Below are 17284 nucleotides of genomic sequence, written 5' to 3'. Positions count from 1 at the left end.
GATAAAATTTAAAATGAAAAGGCAATTTCTCTATCTAAATAAAAGCTGTATATGTACGCGCTGCCGACGGGAGCGCCGAGGACTTGCGAAGCAGCCTGGCAGTACAACGCCAGCTGCACGGCGTAGCGCCGCCGAAAGGCCTCTTCATCGGGCAGGCGGTCTGTCTTATAGTCGACGAGGACCCATTGGCCGTCCTGCCAAAACAGGCAGTCGACGACCCCCTGCACGAGGATTCGTTCCCCCTCTTCCAGGGCCGGCAAATACCCGCCTCCGGGCAGGAGCACGCTGAAAGGATATTCGCGCCGCACGTCGGAAGACAAGGCCATGCGCCGCCCCAGAGGGGAGCTGCAGAAGCGCTGCACAGACGGCACGAAGACGAGCCGCAGCTCTTCTTCGGAAAACAGCCCGTCAGCCTGCCACGACGCCATCTGCCGCCGTATATCCCCGTCGGTCATATCCGGCGTCAGCTGAATATACTGCATGACCTTATGCATAACAGTTCCCCGCCATGCGCCGCCGGCGCTGCCGTCTTGTTCCGCAAGCCAGGGCGGCGTCGGGCCGAAGGCATCTTCGTCCTCGGCGATGCCGGCTAGTGGGGAAGCCGGCGGCTGTTCTTCCTCCATTGCTTCGGCGTAACGGAGATTATACTGCCGCTTGATTTCTGATACGGAAAATTTAGCCGCCGTCTCCGTCGCCGCCGGGTAGCCGTAAGTCCACGTCAGGGCTTGTTCCATCCACAGGGGCGCCGCCGTTCCCGTCGGCAGCCCCTCCTTCAGCCGGGCCAGGCGCGGTTCTTCCGCCTGCTCCCCTGCATCAGCCGCAGCCGCGCCGACACGGCTATGAATCGTTACCTGCCACAGCCCGCTCTGCCACGACGGCGCGCCGCCCAGGAGCCAGGCCTCGCTTTCCGGCCGCGACGCGACGCCGGGAAGGACCCAGTCGAAATACGAACGGGCCCGGGCCGGATTGACCTGGCCGCGCCAGCGCTGCCAGTCCCGCTCCAAGTGAGACGTATGGCCCGTAAGTATTAATTTATCCCTGGCCCTCGTCATGGCTACGTAGAGAACCCGTTCTTCCTCAGCCGTGCTTTCCCAGCCGATCTGCGCGCAGATGCCGTTCCATAAAAGCGTCGGATAGGCCATGCGCCACTGGGCATCGTACTGCTTCAGGCCGATTCCCAGGGTATTGTGAAACAAGATGAGGGAATGCATGTCCTGGCGGTTGAAGGCCTTGCCCATATCGGCGGCAATGACGACGGGAAATTCCAGCCCCTTGCTCTTGTGGATGCTCATGACGCGCACGACGTCTTCCCGCTCGCTCAGCACCTTGGCCGGAGCCAGGTCCAGCCCGTCTTCCTTCATCTTGTCGATGAGGCGCAGGTAGCGGAATATCCCGCGGAAGCCCGAAGCTTCATACTGCCGCGCCCTGTCGTACAGGGCCTGCAGATTAGCCTGACGGACAGCGCCGCCGGGCATTCCTCCGACGTAATCATAATAGCCCGTATCCCGATACAATTCCTGCAGCGTTTCCGCCACGCCGTGCCGGCGGCTGTACGTCCGCCAGGCCTGCAGTTTGGCGCAGAAGCCCAGCAATCGTTCCTTTTCTTCTCCCTCTTCCAAGGATGCGGCGTATGCCGGCAGGTTCCGCCACAGGGACTGCTCTCCGGCCAGGCGCAGCTCAGCCAGCGACGGCTCGTCCATCGCCGCGATGGGAGAGCGCAGGACCGCCGCCATGGGCAAATCCTGTTCGGGATTGTCGATGCAGCGCAGAAGCGACAAGACGGTCTGCACCTCTATGGCCGCAAAATAGCCGCCGTTCTGTTCCGCATAGGCCGGAATGCCATAAGCCTGGAGGACGCGGAGCAGCACGTCCGCCTTCCCGGCCATGGATCGCAGGAGCACGACGATATGACGATAGGCCAGAGGCTCCAGCGTGCCGTCCTTGCGGGCGGCCATCTTTCCCTGTTCCTTCAGCCGGCAAATCGATTCGGCGATGACCTGGCATTCCTGCTCAAAGGCCGTCATGTCCCGTTCCGGCGTCTCTTCATCTGCCGGCGAGTCGTCCCGCGCCGTATCGACGATATGCACCTCGACAGGGCCGCCGACCCAGCGTTCGTCTTCCGGGGCGGTTCGTCCGGCATAGAGCCGTTCCCGTTCGCCATAGCCCATACCGGCGGCTTCTTCGGTCATCGTCCTGGCGAACACTTCGTTGACGGCGTCGAGGATATTCGGAGCGCTGCGGAAGTTCCTTCCCAAGTCGATACAGCGCTGCACGGCGTCGGCATCGCGGCTGAAAGACCTGTATTTTTCCAGAAACAGCGTTGGGTCCGCCAGGCGGAAGCGATAGATGCTCTGCTTGATATCGCCGACCATGAAGCGGTTGTCGCCGCGGGAAATCAAGGCCGTAATCAGTTCCTGCACGCCGTTCGTATCCTGATATTCGTCGATGAGCACTTCCTTATAGGTCTGGCGCAGTTCTTCCGCTGCCGCCGAAGGCACGGGATGATCCGGCTCCGACTGCGGCGACAGGAGAATCTGCAGGCAGAAATGTTCCAAATCGCTGAAATCGATCCAGCCCTTTTCCTTTTTCGCCGCCCCATAGGCCTCGGCGAAATCAGCCGTCAGCCGCACCAGCCCTTTCATGACCGGCGCCATCGCTCTCACGCCGTCCAGCCAGACGTCGGATGCAACGGAAAAATAAGGCGTCTGAAGGCCTTCGGCAATTTCCTTTTTCACGTCGCTGCGCACGGCCTTGCACTGTTCCCAGAAGGCCTTATCTTCGTCAGACAGCTTGCGCAGCCCCTTTAAGCGGGGAAATTCTACGGCCATGACGGCCTTCCGCATATCGTCCCAGGCGGTGCGCTCCAGCACGCGCCGCAGCGAATCGGCTTCGGCGGCGAAATCGGCGTACGGGCCGGCAAAGGCCGGGCGGGCCTTCATCTCGCCCAAGAGGCCTTCGTACCGTCCGATCTGTTCCTCTACGCTGCTCCGCACCAGCTTTTTGACGGGCTCGCACCAAGCCATTTCGTCGATAGACGCGCCGTCAGGCACGTCATAGGCTTCGGCCGCATCGTCCAGCCATTTCCGGGGCCAGGGCATGCTGCGCGAATAGTCGTACATGCGGCTGACCGTATCCATGAGCGCGTCGTCTCCCCGGTCATTGCCGAACATATCTGCCAGCGGATAGAGAAAGGGCGCTTTCTCTTCGTCTTCATAATAAGATAAAAACACGGCTTCCAGCACGCCCTTGCGCAGCAGGCGCAGCTCTTCCTCGCCGGCAATCGTCACGCGCGGGTCTATATCGATGGTATAGAAATACTTGCGTATGACGTCCTGGCAGAAGGAATGAAGCGTCGATATGTGGGCCGACGGCAGCAGCGCCAGCTGGCGCTCTACGGCCGCGTCGCCCGTATCGGCCAATACCTGGGCCAGGGCCGCGCCTACGCGTTCCCGCATTTCCGCCGCCGCCGCCTTCGTAAACGTCACGACCAGCAGCTCCGTAATGTCGACAGGATCGTCCTTGTCGAGGAGCCGGCGGATAATGCGCTCTACGAGAACGGCCGTCTTGCCTGATCCGGCCGCGGCAGACAGCAGCAGCGTCTGCCCCCGGCTGTCAATGGCCGCCTGTTGTTCCGGTGTCCACGCCATGTTCGCTCCCTCCTTCGTCCAGTTTTTCCAGCAAATCCTCTTTCCGTATCGTCACGACGTCGTAGCCGTTGTCGGGCAGCTGCGCGTCAAACCGGCAGACGGCGTGATAGGGGCAATAGCGGCACGGGCTGGCCTGCCCCAATAAAATAGGCCGCACGGCGATGTCGCCGCTGTCTATACGGCCGGCGATTTCGCGAATCCGCGCAACGGCCAGCGTCAGCAGCTTCTGCCATCCCGCTTCATCGTACATCGTATGGGATACGTTGCTCAGGGTGCCGTCTTTTTTTAACCGCAAATTTAAAAATTCCGAATAGCCTTCCATCGACGTATCCAAGGCCGTCATGACCTGGCTGTTGTCGAGATAATATCCGCTGAGGCGGCTTTTTTTATCGTATAAGGTCTTCTTTTCCTCTTCGTCGGCTACGTGGTCCAGGGACGTCTTGTCGTTGCGGACGTAGCAGTACAAGATAGCCGCCGGCACGGCGTCTTCGCCCATGTTCAGAAGCGCTACGTACATGTACGTCAGGAGCTGCAGCTCCAGGCCGACAAATACCTGGCTCAAATCGAGCTGCTTCCGCCCCGATTTGTAGTCGATGACGACGACGTACTTGGCGTCGCCGTCCCGCATGGAATCGACGCGGTCGATCTGCCCGGTGACGACGACTTCCAAGCCGTCGGGCAAGGTAAAGCGCAGAGCCTCCCACGGGCTGCCCTTGCGGCCGAAGGCCTTTTCCAGCCCTTCCATATGAAACTGGGACGACTCGCTGAACTGGCAAAGACGCCGCACCGTCCGGGCCAGGGTTCGAATAAGGCGTTCCTTGATCTGCGCGAAATAGGCGTTGGACATGAGGATGTCGTGCTGTATATACGGGGCGAGCCGTTCCGTAGCCTGGCGGCACGCGGCCGGAATATCTTCCGCTCGGAGGTCGCGCCACTGCTTGTGTTCGCGAAGCAGGTCCTCGCCTAAGATGCGCAGCGCACCGTGGACGAGCATGCCCAGATCGGGGGCGGAAAAGTGATACATTTGCCGTTCTTCCAGCAGCAGGCCGTAGCGGGCAAAATAGGCGAAGGGACAGCTGCGGTACTGCTCAAATTTCGTGACGGAGCCCCGCAGGACGCCGTCGGGCGCGTACAGCCGCTTGACGAGCGTCGCCGGCAGCCGCAGAGGCTGATTGCGGTGAAACAATCCCTGCACGGCCTGCGCCGCCCGCTCTTTCCAGCCGTGGCTGCAGGCCCAGTCGTACAAGGCCCACCAAACGTCGTCCGTCTCTTTGCCCTCTGCCGCAGGACGCAGCATGACAGGCAGCCACGACAGGGACGCCGGCAGGGACGTAATGAACTCGGCCTCACGTCCTCCTTCGATCATCCCCGTTTCATGGCCGACAGCATCGACATAGCCCTTTTCTTCTATCTGCCGAATCCACGACGACGGCTCCATCGCCCCGCCGTCGTCGCCGGCCAGAATATACGACAGGTGCAGCTGCTCTCCGGCCCGGCCGGCAGCCAGATAAAAGAGGAATTTTTCCTGGAACGAACGGAACCGGCTGTCCGGGCCGAGCCGGACGCCCAGGGCCTCCAGCTTCCGCCGTTCGGCGTCGTTCAGCATGCCTTCTTCGCTCGTGCGCTGGGGGAACACGCCGTCGTTCAGGCCGCATAGGAAGACGACGCGGGCCTGCATGGTGTATCCCCGTTCGACCGACGTAAACGTAACGTGGTCCAGCGTCGGCGGAATCAAGCTGAATTTCAGCTGCTCCAGCCCGTCCTTTACGATCTGGGAAAACTCCTGCAGCGGCACGACGTCGTCGCCGCACACGCGGACGATTTCATGAAGGAAGGCGACGATGCGCTTCCAGACCTGCTCGTGTTCCTTTCCTTCAGCAGCCCGTCCGGCCCCTTCGTCATCGCGTTTCCACTGCTGCAGCGACTGGGGAACGCCCAGGTCGTACAGCCATCGGTACAGCAGCGTGCACCAGTCTGCCAGGGAATGGTCTTCCTGCGCCTCTTCCCAGCACGGCCGCAGGGCGTCCCATACGGCGCGGCGGATGCCATTGACATGCCGTATCGTTTCTTCTTCGCCTTCGTCTACGCCATGGCCTTCCTCGATATAGCGGCTTCTTCCGTACTGCCAGTCTTCGCCGGCCAGCCAGTGATAGCCCCGGATGCCGTAAGCCAGGCAATAGTTTTCCAAATCGTCGGCATCACACCGGCTGATAGGGAACAAATCCGTCTTCAGCAGCTGAAACAACGGCTCGTGAGCCCATCGGGACGTAAACACGTCCAGCAGGGAGGAAATAGCCTCCGCCGCAGGATGGGACGTCATAGGGCGCCGGTAATCGCTGAAAAAAGGAATGCCGTATTTGGCGAATATTTCCTCGGCAATATGGTAATAGGACTCGCCGGTTCGCGCTAAAATAAGAAAATCGCGGTAGCGGTATCCCCGTCGGCACAAGGCCTGAATGCGTCGGGCCGCCGCGTCGAGCTCCAGTATCCTGTTTCCGCATTCCGTCAGTATCAAGCCCTTTACGGCCTCAGCCTGTACCGGCGGCACGGGACGGAAAAATTCATTCAAAAATACGGCCAGGCCCCCTTCGTCAGTCCCGGCGACGCGCCGTACCTCCAGGTGCGGGAATATGCGGCGCAGCTCCTGGTACACGGCATAGGGCCGGTGGAACAGGGCTGTTTCCCGACGCTGCGCCTCGACGCGGTCCGGGTCCATCGTCAGGGTAATCGTCACCTGCGCCGCCGTCTGTTCGATGGCCTGCAGCACTTCCAGCTGCCGCGGCGTAAACCACTGGAACCCGTCAACCCATACGTGAGCGCCCTGCAAAAAGGAATACGAAGGAATTTCCCTTGCCAGTACGGTCATCGTATCGTCGGCGCTGCCGAACCGTTCCTCTAAATAGGCCGTATACCCCTGATACAGCAGCGCGATATCCATGAGCTTGCGGCTCAAGGTCTGGCTGCCCAGCAGGGACGCGGCATGGCGCAGCATGTCAGGGCCAATGCAGAAGGAACGGCACTCGCCGATAAACCGGCCGGCCGTTTCTACGAAATTATCCTGCCGCGCCGCCGTCTGCAGCACCGTAAACTCGTCGGCGTGCCGCCGCAGCAGCCGCTGCAAGATGAGCTTCTGCGCCAATTCCGATACGAAGGCGCAGTCCTTGCCCTTTTCCTGAAATACGCGGTAGGCCAGCCGCGAAAACCCGACGATCTGCGTCCCCATAAAGCCCTTTTCCGGCAGCGACTCAGCAAACCGCCGCTCCGCGTTATACGACGCCTGATCGGGCACGATGAGCAGCGTGCGGCGGCCCTGGGCCGCTTCGGCCTTCATCTGCGAAAAGCAATATTCCGTTTTTCCGCTTCGGCCCTTGCCAAACAAAACAGTCAGCGCCACGGCAACTCCTCCCTTCCACTGTGCACTCTGAAATTACATTTTCAATTATTGTATCATATTTTCTGCACGCATAAAACCGAAATGCCCATGCAAAAAAAGTCCGGCAAAGCGATTCGCCTCTGCCGGATCTCCCAGTTTGTTATGCAATTATATAGCTGCGCAGGCCGATTTCAGAAACGGCGCGCGCCGCCGTTCTTCCCGATAGAGCCACTTCAAATCGTACGGTTCAAACACGACACGGCGGTATGCGTCTACGTCCATCATCGTTCCGTCCCAATCGGAGTGGATGTCGCCATTCTGCTTGATCAGGATATCGTACAGGATATCGTAGGTCACGCCGTCCCTTTCATCCCGTTCCACAATAGTGCTGTACGGAAGGGTCTTGTGATAGGTCAGTTCCATCCCCTTGTAATCGAAATGGAAGCCACAGCGCATACGGCAGCCGTCCAGCCCCGTATAGCGGGCGATGTACTTCAAATCGTGAAGAATTTTGTCGTTCTTTTCATCGTACAGGTTTTCCGGCGTCGTTTCCGTATAGTCGAAACGGAATTGGATCGACGCGCCGGGAATGGCATGAAACCGTTCCAAATACGGGATCAAATCGCGGGGCGGATAGTTTTTATACAGCACGCAGTTGATTCGGAACGGCACGGCCAGGCGCCCCAGCAATTCGTCGTTCGATTCTACGACATAGTGCTGCATGTGGCGCGACACGTTGATGCAGGTAATCTTGTCCTTATTGCGCTGCGTAAAGGCGATAATATCGTCTTCGGTCTGAAACTCCGACACAGGCAGCGTCGTATTGATATATACCTTATGCGTACGGGGAATGCAGTCGAGCATATGCTGCAGCGAATCCAGGTCTGCGAAGGGCTCGCCCCCGGTAAACACAAAATCGCAGTACGGCGTGATGGCGTCCATGCGGGCGATGCTTTCACAGATTTTTTCCGCCGAAAACCCCGTCATATCGGAATATTCTTCTTTATTAATGCAGAACGGGCAGTGATTGCGGCAGTTATACGGCACAAATACCGTCACCGTCGCCCCGCCTTCTCTTGTCTTGTACGGATGCCTGACGCGAACTGCCGGCTCCGCTGCTTCATGTATCATGCTGTTCATGTCTCTTTCGCCTCAACTCTTGAGCAGTCGCCGTCAATATGCTCCCACACCGCTTTACCGCCGTAAGAATAAAAGGATTTTCATACGGCTCAAAACAGACACACTGGCGCGGCTGCCCCCTTATCCACACTCCATTCTACCATAAAATTTCATTTCATCCAATACATATTGCGTATTCTTTTATGGCATACATCGTATAGCAAATAATTCACATAACACATATTAGTGCAGGGCCTGGGTAATCTCAGCGGCCGTCTTCTTGACGGCCTGAATAATCTGCTCCTGCATGTCTTCCGTCACGCGGGATACCGGGCCGGACACGCTGATGGCGGCTATGATTTCGTGATTTGAAAAAATAGGCGCGGCAATGCAGGTCATGCCCAGTTCGACTTCTTCCCGCTCAATGGCGTAGCCGTTGCGCCGAATGGCTTCCAGCTCCTTCAGCAGCTCGTCCCAGTCGGTAATCGTATACTCCGTAAACTTCTTCAGCTTGCATCCTGCGTACCGGCGGCAGTATGATTCGGAAAAGGCCAAAAGGCATTTTCCCGATGCCGCGCAGTAACTGGGCCGGATCGCGCCGATAGGCGGAGCCATGTCGACGGTCTGCGGCGATTTGATCTTTTCCAGGATGACGTGCTGCGGATACGGCGCGTCGGACTGGACGAAGGTCGTCATGTGGACGCTTTCCTTGCATTGAAGCGCCAGGGCCTTCGCATAGGGGTAGGCGACCTTTTGAAAGGATTCCTTTTCGCGGAACAGCATGCCCAGGGAGTACACCTGCAGGCCCAGCCAATACAGACCCGTTTCGCCGTCGCGGCGCACGAAGTCCCGCCCCTCCAGCGTATCCAGGGTCCGGCTCACAGTGCTCTTGTGCATTCCCATCTTCTTGCTGATCTGCGTAAGGCTCAAAGGCGCTTCTTCCTGTAAAAAGAGTTGAAGGATTGCCAGCGCCCGGTCAATTGATTCTATCATACGTTCCGCTCCTTCCTGCCAACAGCGTGCAGTTCCCGCCAACGCAATGGTTGTTGCGTCGGCGCAGTCTTACGTTTCATTATACGTACATTGGGAAGGATGTCAATATGTACGTTTACTCGTCCGTTTCCTTAGCTTCTGCCGCCGCAGAGCCGACGCCCTGTTCGTATAATCCCTTCGCCAGCCCCTGCAGGAGATCCAGGCATTCCATGTGGGTCAGCCAGTTCTTAGGCACGTCTTTCGCGCCGTACAACGCGCCGGCAATGCTGCCGCTGACGGCGCCGCACGTATCGCTGTCGCCGTCCTGATTGCAGGCCATGATGACGGCGTCCTTCAGAGAGGTCGTCTTCATGACGCAGTATAAGGACAAGGCCAGCGCTTCGTCGGCATTCCAGCCCAGGCCGAGCTTCTTCATGGACCGCACGGGGTTTCTGTCGCTCATAGCTTCGTCGACGGCTGCCTGCAAGGTCTTCCATAGTTCGACGCCGCCTTCTTCCTGCTGCAGACGCTCGAAAGCGCCAACAACGGCCTGCCCCAGCGTCTTTCCGGCGGCCAGCAGCGAAATGATGGCGCTGAACGTTCCCGCCGCTAAATAAGCCGTCGCGCCGCCGTGCGTCAGCAACGCCGCCCGGCAGCCCACGGCAAAGGCCGCGTCGGCATCGCCGGCATAAAACAATCCGACGGGCCCGGTCCGCAGGGCGGCGCTGCTCTTGCAGGCATTGGCTTTTTTCTCCTTCGTAAAGCGCAGCCCCGACGCCAGGGCAATCAAGCAGGCCTTGCCGGGGGCCCGGCGGGCAAACAGCAACGGTTCGCCCATGAGGTCGTATCCCAACGATTCTTCATGGGCCTGCTTTTTCATCCACCGCGCATGCTCGGGCCGGATAATCCGCTCGGTCTGGGTATAATACCAGCGCATGTAAGACCGGTACAGCCCTTCCTCCGGCGCAAGGCCGTCGTGCTTAGCCCAGAGCAGTCCATCGGCCGTAAACAAGGCCAGCTGCGTATCGTCGGAAATGATGCCCCGCTTGCCGTTCGCTTCCAATTTCAATACGGTCCGCAGCCCATAGGGGCCGTATTTCTTATGAATCGTCTTCAAATCGACATATTCGATGAGATACCCTAATGCATCGCCTGCCGCGCCGCCCAACATGCATCCTACAAACCGTTCCGCTCCGTCCATGGCTATACCTCCAAAAAAATCAAAAAAGACATTTACATTATCGCCATTATTAGATATAATATTAGTTTTACACATATACAGTATACCAGATACTAGCGGTCATACGCAAATGATATCTTGACATAGACAGGCATCTCACTCGTACTTGCCTATTTTTGTATGATATATACCCCCATGGGATTACAAAAATCAGGCGAATCCTGTATAATGAACCGTAACGGCGTACTGCGGCGCCGTCAAGGGACTTTTGTTTTAAGAAAGGATCAGACTATGAATACATCTACTGCTACCGCGACGGCTGCCGTCGCCCAAGACGTAAAGGAACAGGTCGCCCAGGGCGTGACCATGCTGGACCGCATTACAAATCTGCTGATTGACCGCGGGCCGGACATTCTATTTGCCATCGTCATCTTCATCATTGGCCGGTATATCGCCAAGCTGCTGAAGAATATCGCCGTGCGCATGATGACTCACGCCAACTACGACCACACCGTCATCACCTTCGTCAGCCAGATCATTTATTACGCCGTCATGGCTCTCGTCGTCCTGTCCGCCGTCAACAAGCTCGGCGTGCCGACGACGTCCTTTATCGCCGTCTTCGGCGCCTTCGGCTTAGCCGTAGGCCTGGCCCTGCAGAACAATCTGTCAAACTTCGCCTCAGGCCTGCTCATCCTCATTTTTAAGCCCTTTAAGGCCGGGGACTGGGTCAATATCGGCGGCGTCGAAGGCAGCATCAAGGCCATTCAGGTGCTGAACACGGCCATCATCACCAAGGACAACAAAACCGTATTCATCCCCAACTCGCTCATTACCTCTTCCCAGGTCACGAACAGCTCCTACCTGGACGAACGGTTTATTCCCTTCCTCTTCGATATCAGCTACAATAACGACCATCACAAGGCCATCGCCGTCCTGAAGGATATATTCGCCAAAGACCCGCGCATCCTCAACAACGATACGATGGAAATCGGCATTAAAGAATTCGCCGACAACTCCGTCCGCATCGCCGCCTATCCCAAGGTGCGGCGCCAGGACGTCATCCCCACAACGTACGACATCATGTCGGCCGTAAAAGACGCCTTCGACGCTAACGGCATCGAAATCCCCTACCCGCAGCGCGTCGTATACGTACAAAAAGCGGAACAAAAAGACAACTGACATTCGCCGCACAGCAAAAAGGCCACCGCACCAAGCGATGGCCTTTTGTCATATCCTGTTTTACTATTTTAACAACTCGTACACCGAGGCTACCGTATCGTTCCACAGCGCGGCTGTTTCTCCCTCGGCGGCGATGGCTCCGCGGCCGGCTTCGCACTGGCGCTTTACCGAGGCCGGCGACGTGCCGTTATACGTGTTGCGCTGGTTTACGCACGTTTCGATGTCCAGGAAGTGGTGAATATCTTCGGCAAAGAGGGGGCTCATGGACTGCAGTTCGTCCAGCGTGAGCTGCTGCAGCACCTTTCCCTGCTCGATGCAGTAGTGGACGGCCTTGCCGACGACGGCATGGGCTTCGCGGAAGGGCAGTCCCTTTTTGGCCAAATAGTCGGCCATGTCCGTCGCATTGGAAAAATCGCTTTCCAATACGTCGCGCATATGCTGCCCGTTAACCGTCATCTTGTCGATCATGGCGGCGTAAATCGTAAGGGCAAATTTCAAGTTGTCGACGGCGTCAAACAGACCTTCCTTATCTTCCTGCATGTCTTTGTCGTAGGCCATGGGAATTCCCTTCATCATCGTCAGCACGCCCATGAGATGGCCGTAGAACCGGCCCGTCTTGCCGCGGACGAGTTCGCAGATATCGGGATTCTTCTTCTGCGGCATAATGGAGGATCCTGTGCAGTGAGAATCATCCAACTCAATGAACTTGAATTCCGACGACGACCAGAGGATGAATTCCTCCGACAACCGGCTCAAATGCATCATGAGCTGGGCCGCAAATTCCAGGAAGGCGATGATGTAGTCGCGGTCGCTGACGGCGTCGAGGCTGTTGTCGTAAATCTTGCCAAAATGGAGCGTACGGGCCACAAAGGGCTGATCCAGGGGATACGTCGTGCCGGCCAGCGCGCCTGCGCCGAGAGGCATCATATCGGCCATATCCCAGGCGTATTTCAAATGAGCAAAATCACGGGACAGCATGGAGAAATAGGCCATCAGGTGATGACTGAACAAGATGGGCTGAGCCCGCTGCAGATGAGTATAGCCCGGCATGATGACGTCGCCGTACTTCTCTGCCGCTTTGACGATGGATTTCTGCAGCTGGATAATCAATTTCGCAATCGCGGCGATTTCCCGGCGCGCGTACATATGCGTGTCCAGCGCTACCTGGTCGTTGCGGCTCCGGCCCGTATGAAGCCGTTTGCCTGCTTCGCCGATGGCGTCGGTCAGGCGCTTTTCGATATTCATATGAATATCTTCCAGCTCGACGGAAAATTCAAATTCACCTTGTTCAATTTGCTCGTAGATGGCTTTCAGCCCGGCTACGATCGCATCCTTATCTGCCGAAGAAATAATGCCCTGCCGTTCCAGCATCGTCGCATGGGCGATGCTGCCGCAAATATCTTCCGCATACATGCGGCAGTCAAACTGGATGGAGGCGTTAAACTCTTCTACGCTTTTATCCGTGGCCTTCGTAAACCGGCCGCCCCATAATTTCATAGTACTAGTCTCTCCTTATTTTCCTGCTTTTTCTGCGTGCTGCTTCATGAGGGCCCGCATCTTGAGCGGCAGACCGAAGAGGTTGATGAAGCCTTCTGCGTCGGTCTGATCGTATACGTCGTCTTCGCCGAAGGTGACGTATTCTTCGCTGTACAGGGAATACGGCGACGTAGAGCCGGCGCTCATGATGTTGCCCTTATAAAGTTTCAATTTGACCGTGCCCGTGACGGTTTTCTGCGTTTCGTTGACGAAGGCGTCCAGCGCTTCCCGCAGCGGCGAGAACCATTTGCCGTCGTATACGAGTTCGGCGTATTCGTTGGCGACCTTTTCTTTATAGTGATACGTATCCCGGTCTAAGCACAGGTATTCCAATTCTCTGTGCGCGTACATGATAATCGCTCCGCCGGGGTTTTCATAAATACCGCGGCTCTTCATGCCGACCAGTCTGTTTTCTACGATATCGACGATGCCGACGCCGTTTTTCGCGCCGATTGCGTTGAGTTCCGTCAAGAGTTCGACAGCGCCCATCTTCTGGCCGTTGACGGCGACGGGAACGCCCTGTTCGAAATCAATCGTAACATATTCGGGAACGTCGGGAGCTTTTTCCGGCGGCGTCGTGACCATGTACACCATATCCTTCGGTGCGTTGGCCGGATTTTCCAAATCGTCGCCTTCGTGGCTCAGATGCCAGATATTCCAGTCCATGCTGTACGGATAGGGATTTTCTTCCGATTTATAATCGATGGGCACGCCGTGTTTTTCAGCGTAAACCAATTCGTCTTCACGGGACTTCATATCCCACATTCTCCAGGGAGCGATGAGCTTTATTTCCGGAGCAAGGGCCTTTACGGTCAATTCGAACCGAACCTGGTCGTTGCCCTTGCCGGTCGCGCCGTGAGCGATGGCGTCGGCGCCTTCCTGCTTGGCGATTTCGACGAGCTTCTTGGAAATGAGAGGCCGGGCGAAGGACGTACCTAACAGATATTTGCCTTCATATACGGCGCCGGCTTTTACTGTCGGCCAAACATATTCTTCCAGGAATTCCTTTTTAATATCCATGATGTATACATTGGAAGCGCCGGAAGCGTAAGCTTTCTTTTCAATAGCTTCAAAGTCGTCGGGCTGCCCTACGTCGGCGCAGGCCGCGATGACTTCCGCGCCGGAATAATTTTCTTTCAGCCAGGGAATAATAACGGACGTATCCAAACCACCGGAATAGGCTAAGACAATTTTTTTGATTTCACTCATGATAACTTCCTCCTCTATGCAACATACATACTGTAACTGCTATTCTTGTCTACGGGTGTTAGTATACACCCATTTGGAATAATATGCAAGTATATTGCATAAATTTTTGCAAGATATTTAAAAAAGAGCCGCAAGCCAATGCTTGAGCCCCATAGGTACACAGTATGAACCTATGGGACTTAACGCCGTGTATAGAAGTAATTAGGGCTTGTGGGGCGTCACAGGCCCTAATTTTTTATTGGGTAGGGCCAATTGGCGCTCGCAAGATAGTAAATTTTCTACCACGGGCTGCTGTATATAGTTCTAAGGAACTGTTTTCTTTCACTGTATCAATTAAATTATTTTATACAACGCATCAACCACTGAAATCTCTTTTTGAACTCTTTCCGCAATCTCGTTTTCGATAAACTCCTGCTTGATTTTCAAAATGAACCTAATATCAGTAAACAAATGTGTCATAGTATTAAGTAAACTGCCGATATCCAGATTCTTAGGATTACTCGTAATCGCAGCATTAATTACGCTACTTGATGAAGCAATTGCATTAGAAATCAACAAGATTTTGCGGCTTCTTACTTCGTAGAAATTTTTATCTTCCCCGTCTTTTCTAAACAAACCATGCAGTAAAGAAATAATCATATCAAACAGCTTGGATATTACAAAAGAAGTTCCGACAATCTTTACATCTCTCGCAAAACACAGCGCATCGTAGTTTTCGCTATACAGTTTACTTGCAAAATCCTCGTTAATGCTTGATAAGATTGGCACAGGCAGTCCCAACTTTGTAAACTCGTCAGATTTTAAATGCTGTGCTTGAGCAAAGAGTGCTGCCGGGAGATTTAATGGATCTGCTCTCACTTCTTCGTAACATTCACTAAACATTTTTCCAAGAAAAACAACTTCCGATGTAATTACCATCTTCTTAGTTCCTGTTACAGGATCAATTCTTGAAATTCTATTTGTATGGAAGTTGTTAAATGTAATGCAATCCGTCAAAATATTTGCTGTCCCGAAAATCCAACCTAAAATCGGATCGTGTCCCAGGGTGTACATTCGGTGGTATTTACCGCCCATGTTTATTCCTAAATCTTTCGCCCCTTTTGTGATATCATAGGGAACCGTCTGATAAAGAATATTAATCCAATGCCCTGTTCCATGTTTTTCAATACGTTTGTCACGAAACTTGTCGTTCGCTTCCTTATGAGCCTTTTCGATGGATCTATCATTATGATCCAATCTTTCTGATGGGTCAAAACTTTTTCCGTAGTCAAATTTATCTGCAACATATGGGAAAACAAGAGATTTTACCACTTGCAAGGCCGTTGCAATCGCAAGGAATGACAAGTCAGTTTTATTTATAATTCCTGTTTTTTTAGAAAACTGTTCTTCTATAGAGTCAAGCTCTGCAAAAGCACTTTGAATCTCATCTTCGGTCATAATATCTTCCAAAACCACTTCGGTCGGTTCGTGGAGATTGGCTTGATCGACAATTTCTTCCCAAGATTCCAAAACCGGACGATGCTCTAAATGCCTATCCCTTCCTTTAGACGCAATATCCGCAGAAAGATTTAAAATTTCTCTCTCTTTGCCCAAAGAGCGCAACAATGTCAAAGATGCTTCAATGTTGATATCAGCATTATTTCTTGTCTGAGATATCTGTTGGTCAGTCAACATAGATTGGGATACATCTTGATTCATCTTGAGTACCTTATTCATATCCAACTCATCGCTGGAATATTTGAATCTACTCATAATGTCCCCCTTGTTATGTGATACCTAAATCATGCTTCAAGTCGTTAATTGCAGCCTGCAAAAGAATATTCAAACTATTCAAATAGTCGATTCTCTCCTTATCAGCATCTCGTTCATCTTTAAGAGCTTTTAAGATAGCTGTCTGTTTTGCAATAGCATTTTTGTAAATCAGCTCTTTAGCTTCTCTCAATCTTTTATTCTTAACATGGGATGCTATGCCCACTCCAGCTCCACCAAGAACAACGGCAGGAGCTGCTAACACCGCTATACCGGCTACCATTCCGCCACCAATTAACGCACCAGCTGCAGCTAATCCACTTGTTATCCCTGCGGCGCTTAACCCAGCTACAGTACCACCAAGATACAATCCTGCAAAACCGATACCAGCTCCAACACCAACACCAACTGCTCCTGCAAGTGCTTCTCCAATAGGAGAATCTTTCATCTTTCTGGATTTGTCGTTTAATGCTTTATCTGCATCATCGATTACTGACTGAACTCTTTTAAGAGCATCTTGGCTCTGAAATTTCATGTCCTTTTTGTCTTTTACATATTCCCCCATAATCTGCCTCCATAAATTATATTCCCAATTGGTTTCTATTGGTACAACAGATTTCACGCGTCATTGAAGAACAATTAATTTACCTTGACCTCTCAGCCACATATCACCCCCCTTCCCAAACACCTCTGCCTCCACAATCCAACCACCTTCATCCTGCGAGATAATTTCCACCGTGGGCAACCTGTTCAGCACAGCCTCGATGGATGAGCCGATGTATTTAAAGCGGATCTTCTCCAGTTTTCCGCCGTACATAAACTGCACCCGCTTGCAAAACTCACCCACCAAACAATTACAGAAAAAGAAGCAATCATGCGGTTATTGGCATAAAAACACAGAAGCGGACGGCTTCTGCCGTCCGCTTCTGTGCCCGACAATTCACCCGATTCAAAAAATGTACCTATGGGAACTATCAGAATGCTTGCAACTCTTTCTATATCTTAATTCAGCTCGTAACCTTACAGCGAATTACGCTTCGATTTCGGATACGACGCCAGCGCCTACTGTACGGCCGCCTTCGCGGATAGCGAAGCGGAGGCCCGGTTCAATAGCGATCGGCGTAATGAGTTCTACGTCCATCTTTACGTTATCGCCAGGCATGCACATTTCCGTGCCTTCCGGCAATTTGATGACGCCCGTTACGTCCGTCGTGCGGAAGTAGAACTGCGGACGGTAGCCGTTGAAGAACGGCGTATGACGGCCGCCTTCATCCTTCGTCAATACGTATACCTGTGCTTTGAACGTCGTGTGCGGATGAA

General features: G+C 54.4%; 10 protein-coding genes and 2 pseudogenes. 1 reads left to right on the top strand and 11 read right to left on the bottom strand.

Annotated features, from left to right (window positions below):
• Positions 1 to 8: 8 nt before the first annotated feature.
• The 5 genes and pseudogenes from addA to CJ260_RS08990 form a co-directional block, all read right to left on the bottom strand.
• Positions 9 to 3647, bottom strand: coding sequence for a helicase-exonuclease AddAB subunit AddA (gene addA / locus CJ260_RS09010; RefSeq protein WP_095629951.1), 3639 nt, complete (start codon positions 3645 to 3647; stop codon positions 9 to 11).
• Entirely contained in the window at positions 3613 to 7041 is a 3429-nt protein-coding gene (locus tag CJ260_RS09005) for a PD-(D/E)XK nuclease family protein (RefSeq protein ID WP_095629950.1), read from the bottom strand. The genes addA and CJ260_RS09005 overlap by 35 nt, the downstream gene beginning before the upstream one ends.
• An 876-nt stretch (positions 7042 to 7917) precedes the next feature.
• Positions 7918 to 8151: pseudogene (locus tag CJ260_RS13430) on the bottom strand (hypothetical protein); the annotation flags it as partial.
• A gap of 231 nt (positions 8152 to 8382) precedes the next feature.
• Positions 8383 to 9132: an IclR family transcriptional regulator gene (locus CJ260_RS08995; protein WP_087478548.1), complete on the bottom strand. Its 750-nt coding sequence runs from the start codon at positions 9130 to 9132 to the stop codon at positions 8383 to 8385.
• A 115-nt stretch (positions 9133 to 9247) separates the two neighbouring features.
• Positions 9248 to 10312, bottom strand: coding sequence for an ADP-ribosylglycohydrolase family protein (locus CJ260_RS08990; protein WP_087478549.1), 1065 nt, complete (start codon positions 10310 to 10312; stop codon positions 9248 to 9250).
• A 270-nt stretch (positions 10313 to 10582) separates the two neighbouring features.
• Between CJ260_RS08990 and CJ260_RS08985 the strand changes: the two genes are divergently transcribed.
• Entirely contained in the window at positions 10583 to 11470 is an 888-nt protein-coding gene (locus CJ260_RS08985; protein ID WP_087478550.1) for a mechanosensitive ion channel family protein, read from the top strand.
• A gap of 63 nt (positions 11471 to 11533) precedes the next feature.
• Here CJ260_RS08985 and argH read toward each other — a convergent pair whose 3' ends face one another.
• From argH to tuf, 6 genes and pseudogenes are all read right to left on the bottom strand, one after another.
• Positions 11534 to 12967, bottom strand: a complete 1434-nt coding sequence (argH, locus tag CJ260_RS08980; RefSeq protein ID WP_095629949.1) for an argininosuccinate lyase — start codon at positions 12965 to 12967, stop codon at positions 11534 to 11536.
• Positions 12968 to 12982: 15 nt separating this feature from the next.
• Positions 12983 to 14215 carry an argininosuccinate synthase gene (locus CJ260_RS08975; protein WP_095629948.1) on the bottom strand — a complete coding sequence of 411 codons (1233 nt, stop codon included), beginning with the start codon at positions 14213 to 14215 and terminating at the stop codon, positions 12983 to 12985.
• 333 nt (positions 14216 to 14548) lie between these two features.
• Positions 14549 to 15967, bottom strand: a complete 1419-nt coding sequence (locus CJ260_RS08970) for a hypothetical protein (RefSeq protein WP_095629947.1) — start codon at positions 15965 to 15967, stop codon at positions 14549 to 14551.
• A 13-nt stretch (positions 15968 to 15980) separates the two neighbouring features.
• A complete protein-coding gene (locus CJ260_RS08965; protein WP_095629946.1) occupies positions 15981 to 16529 on the bottom strand; it encodes a hypothetical protein in 549 nt (182 codons plus the stop codon).
• Positions 16530 to 16589: 60 nt separating this feature from the next.
• Complete coding sequence (locus CJ260_RS08960) at positions 16590 to 16781, bottom strand: hypothetical protein (protein WP_198947436.1); 192 nt, start codon at positions 16779 to 16781, stop codon at positions 16590 to 16592.
• 213 nt (positions 16782 to 16994) lie between these two features.
• Positions 16995 to 17284: pseudogene (gene tuf, locus CJ260_RS08955) on the bottom strand (elongation factor Tu); the annotation flags it as partial.

The organism is Megasphaera sp. ASD88 (assembly GCF_002287425.1).
GTDB classification, from domain to species: Bacteria; Bacillota; Negativicutes; order Veillonellales; family Megasphaeraceae; genus Megasphaera; species Megasphaera stantonii.
The sequence above is the reverse complement of the archived record's forward strand: the minus strand, read 5'-3'. Positions and strand labels throughout refer to the sequence as shown.